Source organism: Chitinophaga sp. CC14 (assembly GCF_048957795.1).
Classification (GTDB): Bacteria; Bacteroidota; Bacteroidia; order Chitinophagales; family Chitinophagaceae; genus Chitinophaga; species Chitinophaga ginsengisegetis.
On record NZ_JARBFY010000001.1, the window covers coordinates 378338 to 400316 of the forward strand.

Annotated in this window: 18 protein-coding genes; 2 read left to right on the forward strand and 16 right to left on the reverse strand. The window is 47.9% G+C overall.

Annotated features, from left to right (window positions below):
- Positions 1-27 precede the first annotated feature (27 nt).
- The 15 genes from PV783_RS01580 to PV783_RS01650 form a co-directional block, all read right to left on the reverse strand.
- Positions 28-2784: a BamA/OMP85 family outer membrane protein gene (locus tag PV783_RS01580; RefSeq protein ID WP_420986940.1), complete on the reverse strand. Its 2757-nt coding sequence runs from the start codon at positions 2782-2784 to the stop codon at positions 28-30.
- Positions 2765-3526 carry an isoprenyl transferase gene (locus PV783_RS01585; protein ID WP_181784980.1) on the reverse strand — a complete coding sequence of 254 codons (762 nt, stop codon included), beginning with the start codon at positions 3524-3526 and terminating at the stop codon, positions 2765-2767. The genes PV783_RS01580 and PV783_RS01585 overlap by 20 nt, the downstream gene beginning before the upstream one ends.
- Positions 3527-3746: 220 nt before the next feature.
- Positions 3747-4613 (reverse strand): DUF6089 family protein, encoded by an 867-nt coding sequence (locus PV783_RS01590; RefSeq protein ID WP_420986941.1) that lies wholly within the window; start codon positions 4611-4613, stop codon positions 3747-3749.
- A gap of 156 nt (positions 4614-4769) precedes the next feature.
- On the reverse strand, positions 4770-5660 hold the full coding sequence (locus PV783_RS01595; RefSeq protein ID WP_079471183.1) for an NAD kinase: 891 nt from the start codon (positions 5658-5660) through the stop codon (positions 4770-4772).
- A gap of 35 nt (positions 5661-5695) precedes the next feature.
- Positions 5696-7108 (reverse strand): POTRA domain-containing protein, encoded by a 1413-nt coding sequence (locus PV783_RS01600; RefSeq protein ID WP_420986942.1) that lies wholly within the window; start codon positions 7106-7108, stop codon positions 5696-5698.
- A 201-nt stretch (positions 7109-7309) separates the two neighbouring features.
- Positions 7310-7969: a CBS domain-containing protein gene (locus PV783_RS01605; protein WP_079471185.1), complete on the reverse strand. Its 660-nt coding sequence runs from the start codon at positions 7967-7969 to the stop codon at positions 7310-7312.
- Between the two features lie 117 nt (positions 7970-8086).
- Positions 8087-8863: an alpha/beta fold hydrolase gene (locus PV783_RS01610; RefSeq protein ID WP_079471186.1), complete on the reverse strand. Its 777-nt coding sequence runs from the start codon at positions 8861-8863 to the stop codon at positions 8087-8089.
- 71 nt (positions 8864-8934) lie between these two features.
- On the reverse strand, positions 8935-9477 hold the full coding sequence (locus PV783_RS01615; RefSeq protein ID WP_420986943.1) for a CvpA family protein: 543 nt from the start codon (positions 9475-9477) through the stop codon (positions 8935-8937).
- 106 nt (positions 9478-9583) lie between these two features.
- Entirely contained in the window at positions 9584-10036 is a 453-nt protein-coding gene (locus PV783_RS01620) for a GatB/YqeY domain-containing protein (RefSeq protein WP_079471188.1), read from the reverse strand.
- 18 nt (positions 10037-10054) lie between these two features.
- The gene (gene gldC, locus PV783_RS01625; RefSeq protein WP_420986944.1) at positions 10055-10408 is read right to left on the reverse strand and encodes a gliding motility protein GldC; all 354 of its coding nucleotides are present in this window, start codon (positions 10406-10408) and stop codon (positions 10055-10057) included.
- Positions 10409-10437: 29 nt separating this feature from the next.
- Positions 10438-11577 carry a glycosyltransferase family 4 protein gene (locus PV783_RS01630; RefSeq protein WP_079471190.1) on the reverse strand — a complete coding sequence of 380 codons (1140 nt, stop codon included), beginning with the start codon at positions 11575-11577 and terminating at the stop codon, positions 10438-10440.
- Between the two features lie 75 nt (positions 11578-11652).
- Positions 11653-12084 carry a hypothetical protein gene (locus PV783_RS01635; RefSeq protein WP_420986945.1) on the reverse strand — a complete coding sequence of 144 codons (432 nt, stop codon included), beginning with the start codon at positions 12082-12084 and terminating at the stop codon, positions 11653-11655.
- A gap of 48 nt (positions 12085-12132) precedes the next feature.
- Positions 12133-13254, reverse strand: a complete 1122-nt coding sequence (locus PV783_RS01640) for an ABC transporter permease (RefSeq protein WP_420987807.1) — start codon at positions 13252-13254, stop codon at positions 12133-12135.
- A 21-nt stretch (positions 13255-13275) separates the two neighbouring features.
- Entirely contained in the window at positions 13276-14418 is a 1143-nt protein-coding gene (locus PV783_RS01645) for a glycosyltransferase (RefSeq protein WP_079471193.1), read from the reverse strand.
- A gap of 5 nt (positions 14419-14423) precedes the next feature.
- Complete coding sequence (locus tag PV783_RS01650; RefSeq protein ID WP_420986946.1) at positions 14424-15200, reverse strand: alpha/beta hydrolase; 777 nt, start codon at positions 15198-15200, stop codon at positions 14424-14426.
- A 464-nt stretch (positions 15201-15664) separates the two neighbouring features.
- Here PV783_RS01650 and PV783_RS01655 point away from each other — a divergent pair, with 464 nt between their 5' ends.
- Positions 15665-17458, forward strand: a complete 1794-nt coding sequence (locus PV783_RS01655) for an acyl-CoA dehydrogenase family protein (protein WP_079471195.1) — start codon at positions 15665-15667, stop codon at positions 17456-17458.
- Between the two features lie 128 nt (positions 17459-17586).
- On the forward strand, positions 17587-19329 hold the full coding sequence (locus PV783_RS01660) for an N-acetylmuramoyl-L-alanine amidase (protein WP_420986947.1): 1743 nt from the start codon (positions 17587-17589) through the stop codon (positions 19327-19329).
- A 220-nt stretch (positions 19330-19549) separates the two neighbouring features.
- Here PV783_RS01660 and PV783_RS01665 read toward each other — a convergent pair whose 3' ends face one another.
- Positions 19550-21754, reverse strand: coding sequence for a transferrin receptor-like dimerization domain-containing protein (locus tag PV783_RS01665; RefSeq protein ID WP_420986948.1), 2205 nt, complete (start codon positions 21752-21754; stop codon positions 19550-19552).
- Between the last annotated feature and the right edge of the window lie 225 nt (positions 21755-21979).

A 21979-nucleotide genomic window follows, 5' to 3' on the forward strand; every position in this document is an offset into this window, starting at 1 on the left:
ACTTGCAATATATAATTATTTTCCACATTATTCTGGTTCAAACCCGAGCATAAATGTAAACTTAGCAGCGTCTTTTAAACCACCACCCGGCTGGAGACGGTCAAACCCGATACCATAGTCAAATCCAAGCAATCCAAACATCGGCAGGTAGAAACGCATACCAATACCGGCAGAACGGCGTAATCTGAACGGGTTGTATTCATTCAGGTCTTTATAACCGTTGGCTGCTTCCAGGAAGGCCAAACCAAAGATGGTGGAGCTGGGATTCAAACTGAACGGATACCGCAGTTCCATCACATACTTATTAAATACGGTAAAGCCGGAATAGTTGGCAGGCTGACCGTTTTCAGGATTGATGCTCGGATCGGAGGTGTAATACACCGGGTAACCTCTCTGGGAGATGATATCACGGTCGTAGATAGCGAAGTTACTCAAACCATCACCACCCATTTCAAACCGGCCGAAAGGCGACAGGGTTGTACGGTTGTTGTAACGGCCGATGTAACCAAATTTCGCAGCTACTTTCAATACAAACGTTTTGTTATCGCTACCCATCGGACGGCTCAAAGGCACGTACCACTCTGCGTTAAAGCGGTATTTCTGGTACTCAATAAATTTAAACTGCTCTGAAGCCGGCTCCTTGGAGTAATCCTTGTCGGGATTAAACAGGGAGTATGGTGGCGTATACTGCGCAGATACCATGAAGTTGGAACCACTGCGCGGGAAGATCTGCTGATCCACAGAAGAACGGGACAGCGTCAGTTTGATGTTGACGTTGTTGGACGTACCGCTTTCAAACCCGGGAATACCAAAGTAGTTATAGTTCTTCAGCTTATACTGCTGATAGTTCACGGAATAGATCAGGGTGAAATAGTCATCCGGCCATTTCAATTGTTTACCCAGTGATACAGAGGCGCCCAGCACTTTAAAGTGACCATTTGTAGAGGTGGTGGTATCGCCCGGCAGCTTATAATAATCGTTGTATGCGTAAGGGTTCTGGTAACTGCTGTAGAGACTTACCGAAAACTGGTTCCTTTTTTTACCTCCCAGCCACGGTTCTGTGAAGGAGAAGTTGTAGGAACGGTATGCTTTACCATTGGAAGATACACGTACAGACAGTTTCTGTCCGTCGCCGCTTGGCAATGGATCCCAGGTTTCTTTTTTGAAGATATTACGCAGGGAGAAGTTGTTGAAGGTAACACCGAGGGTACCGGTTAAACCGATATAACCACCCCAACCGGCTGATAGTTCCAGCTGGTCATTGGCTTTTTCTTCCACGGTATAATCAATATCCACGGTACCATCCTGAACGTTTGGTACGGGGTTCATGCCGATCTTTTCCGGGTTGAAGAAGCCGAGATTGGCAATTTCACGGTTGGAACGGATCAGATCCTGGCGGCTGAATTTTTCACCCGGAATGGTACGCAGTTCACGGCGGATAACGTGTTCGTTGGTTTTTTCGTTACCGGCTATACGTACTTCCTTGATGGTTGCCTGCGGTCCTTCACGTAAACGGATTTCGTAATCGATGGTATCGCCACGGATGCCGACTTCCACCGGATCAATCTGGAAGAAGAGGTAGCCATAGTCCATGTAGTAGCCGCTGATATCGCCGCCTTCCTGTGACATTTGTTTACCGATTCTTTTTTCCAGCAGTTCCAGGTTATAGATATCTCCTTTTTTGATGCCGAGGATACGGGTCAGTACGGAGTCGGAATAACGGGTATTTCCTTTCCAGGTAATATCACCGAAATAATATTTTTTACCTTCAGAAATCTGCATGTCTACATTCAGATTCTGTGAGTGGGTTTTATAGGTGGTATCTCTTACAATCACCGCATCACGATAACCTTTGGAGTTATAGAGCCCGATCACTTTACCTTTATCTTCGAGGTATTTGTTTTCGTTGAATTTGGCAGAACTGAACAGTTTAAAGCGGAAATAAGGATCCAGTTTCTCAAATGCGCGTGTAGGCTGCAGGAAGCCATAGGTTTGCCAGAAATCATCCGGCTGGGCCAGGGAATCCACATATACGTGTTCCATGTCCGGGTGAAGCGTGAAGCGGGAACGTTCTTTGGTTCCTTTCATCTTCTTCTTGATCTTGGAGTCGGCTATGCTTTCGTTGCCTACTATGTTGATATCCTGGATACGTACTTTACTGCCTTTGGTAACGTTAAAGATCAGGTGTTTGGAGTTTACCTGGCCGGTATCCCCTCTTTCCTCGATTTTCACGGTAGCATTTCCAAATCCTTTATCTGCATAAAATTTATGAACTACCCCGATTACGTTTTGTTTCAGGGCCTGTGTGATCACATTTCCTTTACGTAAACCGGCTTTGGTAGTAATATCGTCTGCTTCTGTTTTTTTGATTCCCCTGAAAACGAAGGAGGACATGCGGGGCATTTCCGTTAATCCTATTTCCAGCCAGATCTTATTGTCTTCTATTTTGGTCACATAAATGGTTACATCGGCAAACAGTCTTTGTGACCAGAGGCTCTGAATTGCCTTTGTGAACTGGTCACCGCCCGGATAAGTAACCTTATCGCCGACAGTGAGGCCGGAGAGCGACAACAGCAGTGATTTATCCAGGTATTGAGTACCGGCAACGGTGATATCGGCAATTTCGTACTGTTGCGGAATACCTGTGTTGATAGGAGAAACGGCCGGCGGATTAGCAGGGGGCTGCGTAGGAGGCACGGTATCTTTTTGCTGAGCGGATACACGAATGCCTGCACTGCAACATAATGCTATAGCCAGAAGGCCCTTAGGAAATAATTTCTTCATTCTGCTGAATTTGTTCGCTTGTTTTGCCAAAGCGCCGTTCTCTGGTTTGGTAATTTAAGATGGCTTGGTAAAGATGTTCATTGCGGAAGTCCGGCCAGCGGGTATCTGTAAAATACAGTTCCGCATAGGCCAGTTGATATAGTAGAAAGTTACTGATCCTGCATTCTCCACTGGTACGAATCATTAATTCAGGGTCCGGCAGGCCGGCGGTACAGAGATATTTTTCCCATACCTCTGGCGTCACAGCTACCGGGTCCAGGGCTCCATTTTTCACATCCAGGGCTATTTTCCTGGCTGCATTCACGATTTCCCACCTTGCACTGTAGCTAAGAGCCATAATGAGATTGAGGCCGGTATTCTGGCTGGTAAGGGCAATGGCCTCCTCCATTTCCCGCTGGCATTGGGGAGGTAACATTTCCATGTCGCCTATTACGCTCAGCCGGATATTATTTTTTGATAACGTATTCACTTCCATGCGGATAGTGTTTACGAGTAGTTCCATAATGCCATTAACTTCATAAACCGGGCGGTCCCAGTTTTCAGTAGAAAACGCGTATAGGGTCAGATAACCTATTCCCAGTTCTGCACAGGTGGTCACTATATTACGCACACTTTCTACCCCTTCGTGGTGCCCGTACAGCCTGTCTTGTCCCCGCTCCTTTGCCCAACGGCCGTTCCCGTCCATAATAATGGCTATATGGCGCGGCAACCGTTGTAAGTCCAATTTTTCCTTCAAGCTCATTTGTGTCAGGCGTATTATAACAGATTATAACAGATTAACTAAAAGGGTGCAAAGATACAAAAATAGAGTAATGACTTTTTTGGCAAAGCCTAAGAAGTTGTTTTAACGTAGTTTTAACAGCGAATTCAATACCAGTGGGGATTTTAGCAAATTCGGAGACTTATCATGGCGGTTGGCAGGTACGGAAAGGCCACCCGCAGAAAGGATTTTTTATTGTAAATTAAAATTTACAGTTGTAAGAAGTGAAAAGAATGCTGATCGTTAATTCGATGGTCACGAACTGATCCTTATCCCGGCTGTTTCCTCTTTGCCGCCCTATCACCCCGATGGGACTGCCTTTTACAGACGACCTGTCCTGCAACTGAGCCGCCACCGTGGGCTGGCTGCTGGGAAGCGCAGGAAAAGCCGCAGGGCCGGCATAAGTAGTGCTTACGTCGTCGAGATAATCCGTTTGGGTGAAGCGGTATAAAGCTTCCAGGCCCACATTTACTTTTTTGGAAATATTATATTTAAACCCTCCCCCGATCAGCCAGGCATAGGAAACCAGGCTATAGGGCTTCCGGTCCGGATACAGGGCCGTGCCCTGCCCCTCCGTGCCCAGGGGCTGCAAAAAATATTTAACCCCATTCAGATAGGCATATGGGTTATAATGAAAAATACTGGCGCCACCCGTCAGATAGGGCGAAAAACGCTCATATAAGCTGCCCGGTTCAAACCGGAAAAAATTGAAATCCCCCTGGAGCGACAGCTCCCATAAATTAGTATTGAAACTGAGATTACGGCGGTTCTGGAACTCATTTTTATTGTAAACGTCGGAATAGCCAAGTTGCATAAACCGGGCATGAGCGCGGAGGCCCACATAGTCGTTCATGTATTTGCGGTAGTAAATCCCAATGGCAGGCTTCAGGGTGTTTAAAGCCCCCCGGGTGTTCAGGTCCCCGAAATATTGCGCGCCTCCCACGGAAAAACCCAGCTCTCCCACATATTCCAGCTCATTTTGTGCCGCAGCACGTTCCGCAAACAAACAACCGGCCGACACCAGCCATATAAAAACGATGTATTTGGAATATAGAATAGGTTTCAGCATAAATCAGTTCTACTTAAACGCTAAAATGCCGGATTTATTTAATGTATGGCTGATGATTATGCTTACTTATTTGGCGTTTGCTTTCCTCACGGGGCATAATTTCTATTACAATCAGCATGAAATGTATTTGTAAATGTAACAATATATTTTACATTTCTATATTTTAATCGTGTTCCGGGCGTCAATGCCCCAGAGTAATTTATTGCGGAGGGTATGCAGGAAATTGCTGTCGTCCAGCCGGAGCAGGCTCAGTTTGAACTCTTCTTTTTTAACGGCCAGCTGCACTCGGTTATCGATGGTTTCCATGCGGCTGTCGAGGGTACAGAGAAACTGATCGCTGCGTCCTTCCACTTCAAAGGAAATGATATTGTTGTTGGGAACAATGATGGGCCGTACGTTCAGGTTATGCGGCGCCACAGGCGTGATCACAAAGTTGCCGGCGTCGGGGAATACGATGGGGCCGCCGCAGCTCAGGGAATAGCCGGTGGAGCCGGTGGGGGTGGCTACAATTAATCCATCAGCCCAGTAGGTGTTCAGGAATTCGCCGTTCAGGTAAGTATGGATCTTTACCATGGCGGAAGTATCCTTTTTATGGATGGTAAACTCGTTGAGGGCGTAAGGTACATCGCCAAATAAGGGGATGTTGGCATCCAGGTGGAGCAGCGACCGCTGGTCTACCACATACGTGCGGTTCAGCAGTGCCTGTACCAGTGCATGGATCTCTTCTTTACCGATGCTGGCCAGGAAGCCGAGGCGGCCAAAGTTGATCCCTATTACGGGAATATTGGTATCGCGTACATAACAAACGGTATCCAGCAGGGTACCGTCTCCACCGAGGCTCACCAGGAAGTCTATTTTTCCCGGCAGGTCTTCCGCGGAAGAAAACAGCGTTGGTGCGTTATCGAAAGGAATGTGTTGCTCCAGCGTATGAAAAAAAGGCTCATAGATGATGGCCTCTATCTCTGCCCGCTTTAATTCCTCCAGCAATAAGCGGATGTTTGAAATATCTTCTGTAATAAATCCCCTGCTATAAAGTGCTACCTGCATAATTTTTTAAGCTTTTTACGATCGGCTCTGAAGTGCTACATATCCACGCTCGTGTGTAAAAATAGTCCTTTTTGCCCTAACTGGTTAAAGCTGTATTCGATCCGCAGGCAGGTATCATAGAAGGAAACGATGTCCAGTCCGATGCCGCCGGTATACAGGAAACGGTTATTGAGGAAGCTGTCGCCGGGGAATTTGTTATAGGCGTAACCGGCGTCGCCAAAGGCTTTGGCGAAGATACGCACCGGAACGGTATTAAATTTCTTTGGAACAATGGGCAGCTTTACTTTAAAAGAAAGGAGTTCCTGCCGGAGCGTTGATTTGAGAATGGCAAAGCTGGTACCATCTATCACGTAATATTCCAGTCCGCGCAGGTAATCATCGCGGTAGCCCAGCGCCTGCTGGTTAATATACGGCTGTTCATTGGAGAGTTTGGCCACGCTGCGGATACCCAGTGCTGCAAAGGTTTTGGGCCGCAGCTGCCAGTATTTGGCCATATTGAGCCGGAAGTGAACATCATCCACATCATTGAGGGAGCCTATTCCTTTTTTACCTGCTTCTGCCAGTATCCGGAATCCTTTGAGGGGATACACCCAGCTATCTGCCTTAATATAAGTAAAACGGTAGGTGATATCTATGAAACGTACGTTGGTGCGGCCTTTCCCCAGGTAGTTAGGGTTGATGATGGCTACTGAATCCGCTACTTTTTCATAGTTATAATTTACAAATACCTGGTGCCGGGTGTTGATGGCCCGGCGGTAGCTATAGTTAAGCCCGATGATGTATACCTGGCGCAGGAAATCATCTTTCCGGAAAAACTGCTGTTTATTATTGCTGGTACTGTCGTTCACCTCACGGTTACGGTTATAGGACGCGATGATACCGAGGCCGTGACGGAAACGTTTATCGATATACGGTATATTATACTGGAGGGCGAAGCGCTGGGTGTAACCGAACTGCAGCGCGGCGTTCAGCGCATCGTTGCGGCCGGTCAGGTTTTCCTGGGTGCCGCTTACGCCAAGATTGATGCGGCTAAGGCTGTGATTTTTTTCCACCCACCACTGGTTGAAGTTACGGTCTGCCAGTTTGAAAATGGGATAGGCGAAGGTGTACCAGCGTTCCCATACTTCAAATACGAGGTCGGCTTCGTTACCGGTCCAGTTTTTTACGTTGGCGGTAACATTGAGGAAGAGGGAGGTATTAAGTAATTGTTTTCTTCTTTCTTCCAGGGTAGCGGAGAGGTCGCGGAGATAGATGGTATCTCCTGGTACGGTGCTTATTTCCCGGAGAATGATGGAAGTCCGGGTTTTCTTATTACCGGAAACGAGGATGTTACGCACTACCAGGTAGCTGGTATCCATTACAGACACAGACTGTCCTTCAGCATTTTCCGGTATCACAATTCCCAACAGGCAGACCAGGGCCAGCAGGTAGTAACAGCATCTCAGCATGTAGGTCCTTAAAGCATTTTAAAAGTTGACAATGCGGATTTTGTCTTTCTCAGGATTAACCTGATTATACTGATTTTTTTTTAAGATTAGGGAAGATATAAGCAGAATACATCTGCTTATATCTTCCCTAATCTTCTTTAATCATTTATAAAATCCAAAAATCAGTATAATCAGGTTAATCCTGAGAAAGACAAAATCCGCTTACATACCGATATAATTCATCAGCAGGTCGTAGTTTTTCTTCAGCAGTTCTTCTTCCGGCTCTTCTGCAAAAATGTATTTGATCACATAGTTGAAGCGTTCGAAAGTGGCTACCAGACCTTGCAGTTCCTGCCGGTTTGTTTTCAGCACTACTTCAAGTTTGCCGGTAACGGGGTTGGTGATGGTGTTTACGCTCAGGAGGGTCACATCATTTGATTCAGCGATACGGGCAATTTCGCTGAGGGCGTAATCGCGCGGATCTACTTCAAACGCGATGATACCACCGGGTTCCTTCACCCCGTTATATCTTGCTAAAGCTGCCAGCAGGTTATCTTTGGTAATAATACCGAGGTATTCATTTTCCTTGGTTACTACCGGGAGGGCAGACAATTTAAAGTCGTAAAAAAGTTTGAGTGCTTCAAATAGATGAGCGTATTCCATGACAGCCGGGCGGGTACTGCTGTACTCCATAGATTCCAGGGGTACATCCGGATCTTCGAGATCCATGATATCGTCTTCTTCCACCAGGGCCAGGTATTTGCTATCTACAACCATCGGGAGCTGCGTAAGATGATACTCGTTCATCAGGCGCAGTGCCTTTGTTCCTGAATCCGAGGGATGCAGAACAGGTACTGAAGATATGAGTTCTCTGGCGATCATGTTAGCGTATTCTGATACAATAATAGTAAAGAATATGCCAACAGAAAAAGAAATTACATGTACGCGAAATCACTGCACCTGTTGGTACAGTTACCGTGATGCCGGGAAAGTGCCGGTTTAACTGGCAGGTTGAAACTTCAGTTTCTCCAGGAAAGCGTGCAGAATTTTGTTGAATTCTTCCGGCACCTCCATCATGGGAGCGTGTCCGCATTTGTCAATAAACTGCAGTTCAGAATTAGGTATCAGCTTTTTAAATTCTTCGCCCACCATAGGAGGAGTAACGGTATCGTTCTGGCCCCAGATCAGTAAGGTTGGTTGTTGGATATCTTTCAGTTCATCTCCCAGGTTGTGGCGGATGGCTGATTTTGCCAGTGTGATGATCTTGATCACTTTCAGGCGGTTGTTCACTATCTCAAACATTTCGTCTACCAGTTCTTTGGTAGCTATTTTCGGATCATAGAAAGTAAGTTCTGCTTTTTTGCGGATGTATTCATAGTCGCCGCGTTTAGGATAGGTTTCGCCCATTCCATTTTCGAACAAGCCGGAGCTGCCGGTAAGGATCAGGGATTTTACGGGTGCTTCAGGGTGTTTTAACAGGTATACGATGGCTACGTGACCTCCCAGTGAATTGCCCAGCAGGTGTACATTTTTGTATCCCCTGGCTTCAATAAACTTGTGCACATATTTGGCCAGTCCGCCTACCGATGTTTCCAGGATGTTTAAATCGTACAGGGGTAACATCGGAATCACAACCTTGTTATACTGCCGGAAATATTCGATCATGTGCGAGAAATTGCTCAAAGCACCAAAAAGTCCATGCAATAATACCAGTGGTTCTCCTTCTCCTTCTTCTATAAAATTAAACTTACCCTGTGTTTTGATTTCGTAATCCATTGCCAAATCTTGAAAGTCAATTTTACGCTAAAATAATTCTTTTTATTAATCTAAATAATCTTTGGAACGAGTTATCCAGGTTGAATATGCCGGGCTGCCTGCTCAAAAAAAGATTGTAACTCAGTGAACATATTCTTAAAAACCGGGATCACACTTCCTATATGATCCAATACCCACGGGCCAATATTCTCAATATAAGGATATACCACAGATTGCAGCTTTGTTTCAGGACTCAGCCAGTATACCTGGTTGGCCATCCACAGCACTACACTATAAATTATTATAAATATAACGCTATACAACAGTATTCCGCCCAGTTTATTCAGCCAGCCCAACATTACCAGCTCTACCAACTTCTGTAATGCCCCGGCTCCCAACCTTACAAGTAATATTACTCCCAGGAAAAGGCACACGAAGCAGATCACAGGTACCCAGCGGGAATGCATTTCCCAGTGTTCCTGTACATATAAGGCGGTAATTGCTGTTAGTTTCAGGGCCGCCGCTAATCCCAATATGGCGGCTACCAAAGAAAATAAGGCTACTATCAAACCCCGGGTGTAGCCCCGGTAGATGGCAAAAACCATGATGATAGCAAAAATAATGTCTATAGGCATGATAGAAATATAGGGAATCTGGTATTTAACTACCTGATTTTTTAGTTTCCGGGAGATGTTTACCTGCCCGGTTACCGCTCTTCAACCAGTTAAATACCAGACAGCACTATTTAGTAAGCAGTTCTTTCACCAGGGCGGAAATGGCCTTTCCGTCGGCTTTACCGGCCAGTTGTTTGGTGGCAACGCCCATTACTTTACCCATATCAGCGGGTGAGCTGGCGCCGGTGGAAGCAATAATATCTGTAATGGCTGTACGTAGTTCTGCTTCATCCATTTGTTTGGGAAGGAAGCGTTCAATTACTACCAGCTCCTCTTCTTCTTTCACGGCAAGGTCTTCACGGTTCTGGGCACGGAAAATTTCGAGAGAATCCTTTCTTTGCTTGGCGAGCTTCTGCAACAGTTTGGACTCGTCCGCTTCGGTAAGGTCTCCGTGGGCGCCTTCTGCTGTTTTGGCTACCAGGATAGCCGCCTTGATAGCACGCAGTGCACGCAGGTCAGCTTCCTTTTTACCCAGCATCGCAGCTTTGATTTCTGCGTTGATATTTAGTTCTAATGACATATGGTTAGGTTTAATGGATTATTTACCTGCTTCTTCGGCAGCCTGCCTGTCCTGGAATTTCTTAAAGAAATCCTTTGCAAAAGCACGCATATCGTCTGCCTGATCTTTATAAGGGGTGGCCCTTCCGTAGGTGTCAGCCATTGTCATCATGGTCTGAAAAAAGAAATCCGCCATTTCATCCACCATCATGTCTTTTGTCCACAGGTCAATACGCAGCGCAACCTTTTCAGCCGGATCCCAGAAAGATACGATCATGCCTTTGGCCTTGACCATTCTTTCTTCCTTACTATCTGTAGCGCTCCACTCTATCGACTCGGGCACCTTCTGATCGTCCAGTCCAACCTGGATCTTTATGGTAGATACTTTACTCATGATTTTCAATTAAAGCGCAAAAATAGCCATCATTTACTGATTTTGGAAAAACCCGTGCCGGTGAGATGATTCCACAGCTGTTCCGCAGCATGTTCCCAGCTGCTGAAAGGCTTCGCCGCAGGGATCTTAGCCAGTAAACGGGATCTTAATTGTTCATCTTTATATAAAAGACTCATTTTTTCTGATAAATCGTCCAAACTCGCCGGATCAGCGTATAATACCGCGTCTCCGCCTGCCTCCCGGGCAGCTGCCCCCTCCAGGGCAATCACCGGCACCTCACACCGCTGCGCGGCATATACCGGCAGGGCAAGCCCTTCCAACCTCGACGGATACACGACGGCATAAGCGCCACCGGTGAGCCGGGCAAGGGTATCTTCGTCCGCATCTTCTATACACACCACATCCTGCCTGAACTTATAGCTCTGCAAAGCAGTGGCAATATCCGCTCCCGCCGGGGTTACACTCCCCGCCAGCACCAGTTTGATATTACTCCGCTGCCGTTTCTTCAGCGCTGAAAATGCTTTCAGCACCGGTATAATATTATTCCGGGGATGCATACTGCCCGTTACCAGGAAATACTCCGCCCCACCGGAAAAAGCCCGCTTCACGGTTTCGCGCTGCTCCCACTCCAGGGGCTTATACAGCTCACTGATACCGGTTTCCAGCCGGACCAGCTTATCTTTTACGCCGGGTGCGTAACGCAGCACCTCATCCTGTGCTGCATCCGACAACACGGCTATACGCCGCGCCCGGTCGAGATACTTCGTGATATTGTTTTTAAGCGACCGCTGTTGCACACCCGGCTGCAAACCGGCATCACGTAAAAACGAAAGATCTCTCAGCAACAGTCCCGCAGGGATTTTACTACGCAAAGGCAGCGTGCCATCCAGCCCCAGGAACAGGTCCGGGCGGAATGGCTTCATAGCCCGCACCAGCTGCCACTCCTGCCACCAGTACAAATGCCAGGGCTTATTGCCTTTCAGGGGCAATACCACATTGGTCACATTGGCCGGTACCTTCAAACCGGCAGGTACTTTTCCGTCAAAAAAAAATGTGAACTGATGCGCTGGCTGCTGCCGGCACATCGCCAGTATTATTTCCGTTGCCACATTCCCGGTATCGGCAGGCATGTCCTGTCGTAAACAAGCGGCATTAACAGCAATTTGCATAAACGATTCCTTTGTCTGCGAGCTTGCAAACCTACACAATTTTAGATTCGGGACTGATGGATTTTAATCGCCCGCCTATTCCGCAGACTTATTGGTAAGGAAAAACACCTGTGGGGGAGTTACATTGCCGGTGTTACCCAAAGACGCCAGCCTGATAGTTACCTCGTAGGTTTTTAATGGCTTCAGATGACGGAGCGTAATAGTAAAGGGAGTAGTGCTGATATCCGCTATATCGTCCTGCGGCAGCGGGATAAGACCTGTTTCTGTGGCTACATTCAGCGTTACCTTCACCCCCTTCTCTGGCAGTTTGCTGGTAACATTTACTTTCAGGGCATAGGTGCTGTCCTGCGCCATATTATATTTCCCTACCTGTACTTCGGGCAGTTCGAAAGCCAGTGTTTCTTCCTGCACATTGGGTGCAGGATTATCTTTTTTCTTCTTTTTACAGGAAGAAAAAGTAAGCATTGCAATAGCTAAGAAGGCAGGGAGACAGGTTTTCAATAACATATTTCTAGTTATATAGGAGCATGAAATTAGCTTTTTTTAATATGCAAATCAAATTTTACTTCTTACATCCAGCGCATCCCGCAATCCATTACCTAACAGGTTGAAAGCCAATACCAGCAGCATAATCGCAACGCCCGGCGCCAATGCCAGCAGGGGATTATGCGTGATAATGAAATTGTAGTTCTCTTTGATCATCAGCCCCCACGATGGCTGTGGCGGCTGCACCCCCACCCCCAGGAAGCTGAGTCCTGCCTCCACCACAATAGCGGTGGCAAAATTACCGGCGGCTACTACCATCACCGGCCCCATGATATTTGGCAAGATATGTTTCACAATAATCCGTACATGTCCATAACCCAATGCCCTCGCGGCTTCCACGTATTCCAGCTCCCGGATGCCCAGCACCTGCCCGCGGATAATACGGGCAACGCCCACCCACATAGTGAGTCCCACGGCAATGAACACCTGCCAGAACCCCTTTCCCAGCGCCAGCGTAAGTGCAAATACCAGCAGCAGCGTTGGCATGGACCATACCACGTTCACCAGCCACATCACCACATCATCGGTACGGCCTTTGAAATAGCCGGCTACGGCACCCAGCAGCACGCCAATGCTCAGGGAAATGACTACAGCAATACAGCCTACGCCTAAACTTACCCGCGTGCCAATCAGCAGCCGGCTCAGGATATCCCGGCCAAACTTGTCGGTACCCAGCCAGTAAGTGCGGGAGAAAATCCGTTCGGCCAGTATCTTCTCCTGTAACGCTTTTGATGACAGGGGGTTGGCCGGCGCATTGCCGTACCAGATCTTCGTGAGAGCATAGGTTTCTTCCCGGCTGGTAGATTCATCCACATACCGCTGCACTACCAATACGCTGTCCCTGAACTGCCACGACCGGATAGGTATCCAGCTGAGATCGGATTCCTGGCCGTACAGCAGTCGCTGGTAAACGGATACCTTTTTTACGGGCTGCTCTTTCCACACCGCCAGCATATTGATCCGGAAACCAGGGTGTTGCCCCTCTATTTCCAGCACCATCCTGTTGGCATTGGGCGTATGATCCGGCGCAATAAAATAGGCGGTGATACTGATAAACACCGCCACCGCAATAACCAGTAAACCGGCCACTGCACCTTTATTCCGGTATAACTTTTTCCAATAAGGCTGCATGTCTGACAAAGGAACCAGGATTTAATTTACCTGCCGGCCTTTCCACTGATAACTGCCAAACTTCCCAAGCCACCCGGCAACAACAATATAAGGAATATGAAATATCTGTCCCGGAATAAACCATAACAGCAGTTCTGTTTTATTAAAAAACCTGGCTACGGGGAGCAGGAAATAAAGCTCCAGGGTTATTTTGAATAGTAAAATGATAAGGAACCACGGCCACCATACCGGCAGAAACACGGCCATTACCGCCAGCGCCAGCAAGCCGGCGTTGAACAGGTATACCAGCAGCAGTACCCAGGTGAGTCGTTTATCCTCATACTTATCTGCTTTCGACGACCAGCGGATCCGCTGGTTCATAAAGTCTCTCAGCGTATCCACGGCGAGTGTACGCACTACTGCGTCTTCACACTTCAGGTAGCTCACCTTATCGGGATATGCGCTGTAAATTTTATACATCAGCAGCATATCATCGCCGGAGGCGATATTATCGATGCCATTGAAGCCGCCTACTTCCAGGAAGGCTTTTTTCTCATAGGCGAGGTTAGCGCCATTACACATGGTACCGGAAGCCAGTTGTGCGGCTGCGCCGGTAATACCCTGCATGGTCATGAAATCGAGCGACTGTAAGCGCTTAAAAAAGTTATGTTCTTTATAGAAGCTGACCGGTGCGGCTATAAATTTAGGTTGATGATGTTCGTAAAACTGCACCAGTGTTTCAATCCAGCGCGGCCCCATTACACAATCGGCATCGGTGGTTACAATAAGGTCGCCGGTGGCTTTTGAGATCGCAATTTCTATAGCTTTTTTCTTGAAAGAATTCAGCCGTTCTTCTTCATTGAGATACTGTTTTAATTCCAGCAGGTGAATATTTTCTGCCGGGAAATTGCGCACTACCGCCGCTGTTTCATCTGTAGAAAAATCATCTATTACTATCACTTCCAGCAAGGCCGGGTTATAGGTTTGCTTCTTCAATGCTTCCAGCAGGGCTGGCAGATTGGCGGCTTCATTCCGGGCAGGAATGATCACGGTAACGGCAGTACGGCAGGCCGATGGCGCTGCCGGTGAAAAACTTTTCAGGCGCTTCCAGCCCAGGCTATACCATAACATCAGTATACCATACCCTAAAGCCAACACCAATAATATAATTACAAAAAGATACATCCGGGTTAAAGATTTGTTTTGATGATAAGCCCCAGTTGAGCAGAAATCAGCTGATGGCCTTTTTCCATTACCAGTATTTTGCAGGGAAAAGAACCATCTGAAAAACGGGTACCCAGCACAGGTGGAATTACACGGTCGTATTTCCCGAATATCAGGAGAGTTAGAACGTTATATCTGGATAATAATTGTTTACACAATTTTTTATCCGGCATCATCCGCCGCAAATTGGTCCATACGTTGTACACCAATTCCCTTTTTTCCGTTTCATTCATACGGTGCAGCGCAAATTTGTACACGCTCTGGTTCAGCAACCCCAATCGTCTCCAGGTATGCAATAACGTAAAAAACAACCGGGGATGGTAGGTATTATATTTAAACAGCCTGTTTCCGGCAGTGGTTTGGGTTACAAACATATGCCAGGGGTTATTTCTCAGGCCATCTCCGGCAGCAATGATCAGGTGATTGATTCTGTCTGCCATCCTTTCCACGAGGCAAAGCGACAGTCGCCCGCCCATGCTGTAGCCGAGCAGGGAAAAGCGCTCCTTCCCGTGCTGCTGCAGTAATAACTCCACCAGCGCCACCAGGTCGTCTTTCTCCAACACCCGGTTTTCCTCCCATTGGGTGCTGCCGTGCAGGGGCATGTCCAGCGCCACTAAAGTGAAGGTATCCCCCAATGTGGCGGTTAACGGGTGAAAATGGGCCGCACTTTCGCCAAAACCGTGTAAACAGATCAATAGCTCCTCCCCGGCACCTTCCACGGTGCCGTGAAACCGGCTTTTCAAATATGACAGATAAAAATCAGGCATAAAGGGCAACAATGATACAGAATAAATGCCTAATGGCGATGGATATGATTATAGGGAAAGGCATTGATCCGGCTATAAGGCGGCACACATCCGGGATTGTTACTATGTGACTTCCCTGGTTGCATTCATATTATACCAGTAATAAAGACAGTGATAAGCCATAGATAACCAGCATCTTTATAGATACGGGTTATCTACGGCTTAAATACGGCTCATATACGGCTTATCTACGGCTTATCCCTAAATGGCGGGTACCTGGCACCCGGCAGTCTATTTATTTTTTGTTAAAAATAGCGGCCTCCCAACAGGAGTGCCGCATTTAACTTACATTCAGTAAGTTAATACAGCAGGTATCAGGGAAATCAGTTTAGCCCTCCCGGTGACCGGTTTTGCTTAATGCTTTTTTCAGTAAATTACAGAACTACCAAAAATACAGTAACATGGACGCAACAGTTGAAAATAAGACTGCGTTAAAAGGCGCAGAGTTCCTGGTTAAGGAGAGTGCTCCTGAGGAAGTGTTTACTCCCGAAGATTTTTCGGAAGAACAGCTGATGATTAAAGACATGGCAGATCAGTTCATCAGTAAAGAGATAACACCGATAGTGGAGCGGATAGATAAGCTGGAAGAAGGATTGATGCCCTCGTTGTTGGAGAAAGCGGGCGAACAGGGATTGCTGGGCGCTTCTTTCCCGGAGGAATATGGTGGTTTAGGTAAAGATTTTGTGACCGCAACAATCATCAACGAAGGACTGGGTGCTGGTCACTCTTTCTCCGTTGCTATGGCGGCCCACACGGGCATCGGCTCTTTACCGATCCTTTACTTTGGTACTGCAGAACAAAAACAAAAGTATATACCCAAGCTGGCTACCGGTGAAATGAAAGGCGCTTATGCCCTCACAGAGCCTGATTCCGGCTCTGATGCACTGGGTGCTAAAACCACCGCCAAATTAACGGACGATGGTAAATACTATATTTTAAACGGGCAAAAAAGCTGGATCACCAACTCCGGTTTCGCGGACGTGTTTACCGTGTTTGCAAAAATTGACGGGGACAAGTTCACCGCCTTTATTGTGGACAAAGGAACACCCGGATTCACGCTGGGTGCAGAAGAACACAAAATGGGGATCAAAGGATCTTCTACCCGCCAGATCTATTTCCAGGACGCCAAAGTACCGGCAGAAAATGTGCTGGGCGTAATTGGAAAAGGCCACCTCATTGCTTTCAACATCCTGAACATAGGCCGTTTGAAACTTTGTGCAGCCGCTCTGGGCGCCTCCAAAAAATGTATCAATACCTCCGTACAATACGCCAATACCCGTACACAGTTTAAACAACCGATCGCCAACTTTGGCGCTATCAAACATAAACTGGCGGAAATGGCTATCCGTACCTGGACATCAGAATCAGCCCTGTTCCGTACAGCACAGCTGATCGATGAAAAGGAAAAAGAACTGCTGGCAGAAGGCAAACCCTTCAACGAAGCCTTACTGGGCGCCGCGGAAGAATATGCAGTGGAATGCGCCATCCTGAAAGTAAACGGCTCTGAAGTGCTGGACTACGTAGTGGATGAAGGCGTACAGATTCACGGTGGTAACGGTTTCAGCGATGAATACATCATTTCAAAAGCCTACCGCGATTCCCGGATCAACCGCATCTTTGAAGGCACCAATGAAATCAACCGGTTACTGACCCTGGATATGACACTGAAACGTGCCCTGAAAGGTAAACTGGACCTGATGACGCCTGCCATGAATGTAATGAAGGAACTGATGAGTATTCCCGACTTTGGCAACGATGATGAAAGTGCTTTCAGCAAGGAAAGGAAGATGATCGTTAACTTCAAAAAAGCCATCCTGATGGCTGCCGGCGCCGCTGCGCAGAAGCTGATGGTGAAGCTGGAAAACGAACAGGAAATCCTGATGGATATTGCCGATATGGCCATTGAAACCTTTGTGGCTGAAAGCGCCCTGCTGCGCTTAATCAAGCTTACCAACAGCAAGGGCGAAAGCGCCGCTTCACTCCAGGCAGATATTGTACGCACCTTTATTTACGATGCGGCCGACCGTATCAATAAATCCGGTAAAGATGCCATCAATGCCTTTGCAGAAGGCGATGAACAACGTATGATGCTGCTGGGCCTCAAACGCTTTACCAAAGCAGAACCATTTAATGCAAAAGATGCCCGCAGAAGAATTGCGGACAAACTGATTGCAGATAATAAATACAGCTGGTAACAACCAGCTTAAGCACTTGAAAAAATGCAGCGGAGTACTATATTTCGCTGCATTTTTTCTAAATGCTTTTTTCCTATTCCCCTCACCTGCTTATCTTTACCATCTTTCAAAGATATTGATGACAGGGTATGACGCTATCAGCAAAGTTTTTTTCTACGTTTCTTATTACCATTGCTATCCCCTTTCTTGCAAGCAGTCAGGCAACACTGCGTATCAGTCAGCCTTCAAGGGATCAGAATAATGTAAACACACCCAGGCAATTTATTGCCGGCCGCACCTGCGTTGGCTGTACGGTGAAGATTAATAACGATACCGTACACGTTTATACCACCGGCACTTTTGCTGCAAAATATGAACTGACCACCGGCAGAAATTCCTTTTCCGTTACCGCTACCACACCTAACGGAGAAACATATACGAAGAACATTACCTATTACTATAACCAGCCTCCGGCGCCTGCTGCCACCAGTATTTTCCGGATAGATTTTATGGAGATATCGCCCTCCGGGAACCTTCAGCTTTCCGAAGGAGATACGCTGCGGATAAAGATGAAAGGCTATCCCGGCCAAAGCGCCAGCTGGTTCAACGACGTACCCCTAAAGGAAATGCCCGTTTCGCAAACAGGCGGGGTACCGGGCTATTACAGCGGCAGCTATATCATACAGCCACGCGACTCCCTGCTGAATGGAAAAATTATGGTGCGCCTCCGCAAACAAAGCGGCGAAACTGCTATCCTGGGTAGCACCTACCGCTACAGCGTAATGCACAATGAAATACCATTCACCGGCCGTACCATCGACAATATGACCTACCTCACTGCCAGTCCGAATGGCGACCGGCTGGGACCCGACAAAATCGGTTACCTGGATAAAGATGTGCTTTTACATATTGTGGGCAGACAGGGAGACTATTACAAAGTAAGGCTATCCTCCCGCACCACCGCCTTTATTCCGGAGCCGTTATTGGACACGGAGATCCCCCAGGAAGAGCTTCCCGTAAGCATTGCAGACGATGCCAAAATATGGGGAGATGAAAAATATGATTATGTGTCGGTAGCCTTATCTGATAAACTGCCGTATACTTCCACGCAACTGGTTTCTTCCAAAAAGATCATCATCGATATACATGGCGCTTATGCAGAGAAAGGACTAAACTCTTTGCTGCAAAACACCAAAGAAATTACGTCTGTAGCATGGGGGCAGCCATCGCCCGATGTATGCCGCATGGTAATTTCCCTGCAACATGCGCCCTGGGGCTACCAGGTGTATTACGATAATAACCGTATAACGGTAAAGGTTAAACGTGTGCCGCAAAACTTATCGCTGAAAAACCTGGTGATAGGCCTGGACCCTGGCCACGGTGGCGGCAACCCCGGAGCTACCGGTCTTACCGGCGCGGTGGAAAAAAACATGACCCTGGTGCTTTCGCTGCAACTGAAAGCGCTGCTGGAAAGAGAAGGAGCTACCGTAATCATGTCGCGCACTACAGAAAAATTTGTTGCCAACGAAGACCGGCTTTCTTTTTTCCGCAGGGCCAACCCCGACCTGCTGCTGAGTATTCACCTCAATGCTTCCGGCAACCCTGTTGATGTGTATGGCACTGCCACCTACTATAAACAACCTTTCTGCGAACCGCTCAACGCAGCCATCCATGAGCGTTTGCTGCAAACCGGCCTTTATGATTTCGGCAATAACTCCGGCTTCAACTTCATCCTTAACAACCCTACCGAGTTCCCCGACGCTTTAGTGGAAACGCTTTTCCTCAGCAACCCCGGCGACGAAGAAAAAGTGCTGGACCCTGCGTTTCAGCGGGAACTGGTTACAGGCATCGTGGAAGGCGTGAAGGATTATCTCCGCGAAGCAGTGAAATAGTGCGGAGGACCGCCTTCGGCGGTGGTAAATTGTCTTGGAGCAGGATTACACTGACTAACCGTGATTAACCTGATTTTTATTATAATGATTAAGGGAGATACAGGCGAATCTATTCGCTTATATCTCCCTTAATCTGTTAAAATCAAATATGATCAAATCTTAGTAATCAGTATAATCAGTGTAATCCTGCTCCAAGACAATTTACCACCGCCGAAGGCGGTTAATGAATGTTCCCTAAGTAAGCAGACAGCCGGTTGATGGCCGCAGCTACTATTCCAATCTGTTCCTGTGCTTCCTTCCAGCGGCGTTGCTCAATGGCTTCTCTTACGCCAGGAATGGTTTTAACGCCATAGCCGGTATAAAATCCGGGAGCATACAAGGTATGCTTATACCAGCTGCGCGCAGGCAGACCGGCATCGTTAAGCAGTTGTTGCTCGCCCTGGTACAGCGCTTTGTTGGCAGCAGCGGAGAGTTGCTTCTTCGCAGCAAGCGATGCGGTAACGGTGTCTAAACCGGTGAGGGCATTCTGCAAAGGAGAAAAATCGAGATATGGCACTTCTGATTTGAGAAGTGGAGGCGACAAATGTTTGGCTGTATCCGTAGTGAGCTGGTATTTGCGGTCACGGATCAGCTGATTTTCGATAGTGGTGGACTCGCGCAGGCTGCTGGTGAGTTCCGTTAACTCATTCACATAACCGTTTACGGTTTCATAGAGCTTGCGGTAATCGAATGGCAGGTTAACGGTGTTGGCTACACGTAAAGCCGTATGACCTGCAGTTTGTGAAAGTGCCACGCCGTAATTAAAGCCGGGATCTTTAAACCGGGTATAGTCGTCGTAGGAATCGTAGATGGAGTGGTATTCGCCGCCTGCATCTTCTCCCCCAAAACCAAAATCAAGAGAAGGTACGCCCAGGTGCTGGAGAAAAGAAGAATAGTCAGAACCCGAGCCCATAGCGCCGATTGCGATGCCTTGCTTCGCCAGCTTTTCCTTTTTCAGTTTAGGAGTAGCAGCCTTTAACACCTCTGACGCCTGTTTGCGGGCAAGGATGCTGACCTGTGTTTGCGGATCAGTAATATCACGCGCCACTTCATTCACGAGGGTTTCCAGGGCATGAGAGCCACTGGCATTGAGGAAACCACGGCCATTGTTATCAGAGTTGATGTATACCACTGCTTTTTCCTTCAGTTCGGCGGCATGGTCTTCCACCCATTCGGTAGAACCCAGCAGGCCGGGTTCTTCTCCGTCCCAGGCGCAGTAAACCAGTGTACGTTTTGGCTGGTAGCCTTGCTTATGAAGCGCGCCGATGGCTTTGGCTTCTTCCAGGAGAGCGGCCAGTCCGCTGATAGGATCGGCGGCGCCATTTACCCAGGCATCGTGGTGATTACCGCGGATCACCCATTGATCGGGTTGTTCGCTGCCTTTCAGTTTGGCGATTACATTATAGCAGGGGCGTATCTGCCAGTCGAATGACAGCTTCAGGTGTACCCTGGCTTTACCGCCGCCGATATGATAGGTAAATGGCAGGGCGCCTTTCCATTCGTCCGGTGCCACGGGACCTTCCAGTGCCTGCAGCAGTGGCGTGGCATCGTGGTAGCTGATGGGCAGCACCGGTATTTTCAGGAGATTGGGCGCCTGCAGGCGATCGAGCCGTTGCGCGTTGGCGGTAGCGCCGGTGTTGGGGGTGAGCGGGTCGCCGGGATAGATCACGATATCCATTACGGAGCCACGTTGCACGCCGTATTCATTTTTGAACGCTCCTTTGGGGTATACGTCACCGCTGTAGTAGCCATCGTCTTTCGGGTCAGAGTAGATGATGCAACCGGCGGCGCCGTGTTCCTGCGCTACTTTTGGCTTGCTGCCGCGCCAGGAGCGGCCGTATTTGGCGATTACTATTTTGCCTTTTACGTTGATGCCTGCGCGGTCGAGGTATTCATAATCTTCCGGGAGGCCGTAATTCACGTATACCAGTTCCCCTTCCACGTCGCCATCGGCGCTCCAGGCGTTATAGGTAGGCAATTGGCCTTCCTGGCCGGAGGTGGCATCTTCTTTCAGGGCGGGTTCTTTCAGCAGGGCTTTGTAGGCGACAGGTCCTTTAAGTTCTACCAGGCGCTCTTTCGGGGTGGGGAAAAGTACCTGGTAGGTTACAATTTCCGCGTCCCAGCCGTAGCTTTTGAAGCGTTGCAGGATATCTTCCGCTACGGCTTTGCCGCGGGCGGAGCCAATGTGATGTGGTTGGGAAGATAATGCTTTGATGGTTTCGCCTATGTGGCTGCTGCTTAACTGTTTATCGAAGCGGTTTTCCAGTTCCAGCTGTTGGGTGGCGACATTGCCGGTATACCCGGTGAGCTTTTTGTCCTGCGCCCGTGCTGCCCCGCCTGTGCACAGTAGCAGCGCCATGAGCAGGGAGAAGTTGGTTGTTGTCATAATTTCGATCCAGATCTTGTTGAAAAAGAGGGTTTATCCACTCAATATACAAATAGTCTATTATATCAATAGACTAATTTGACGAATGCTTTTAGCGCAATAACTTTTGGTTATGATCCATAAATATAGGTTATAGGCCAAATAGTCTACTTAACCAGTAGATTAATCTATATTTGTAAATCCTTTCATAGCTTTATTGGGTGAAACGATAAACATAACACATAA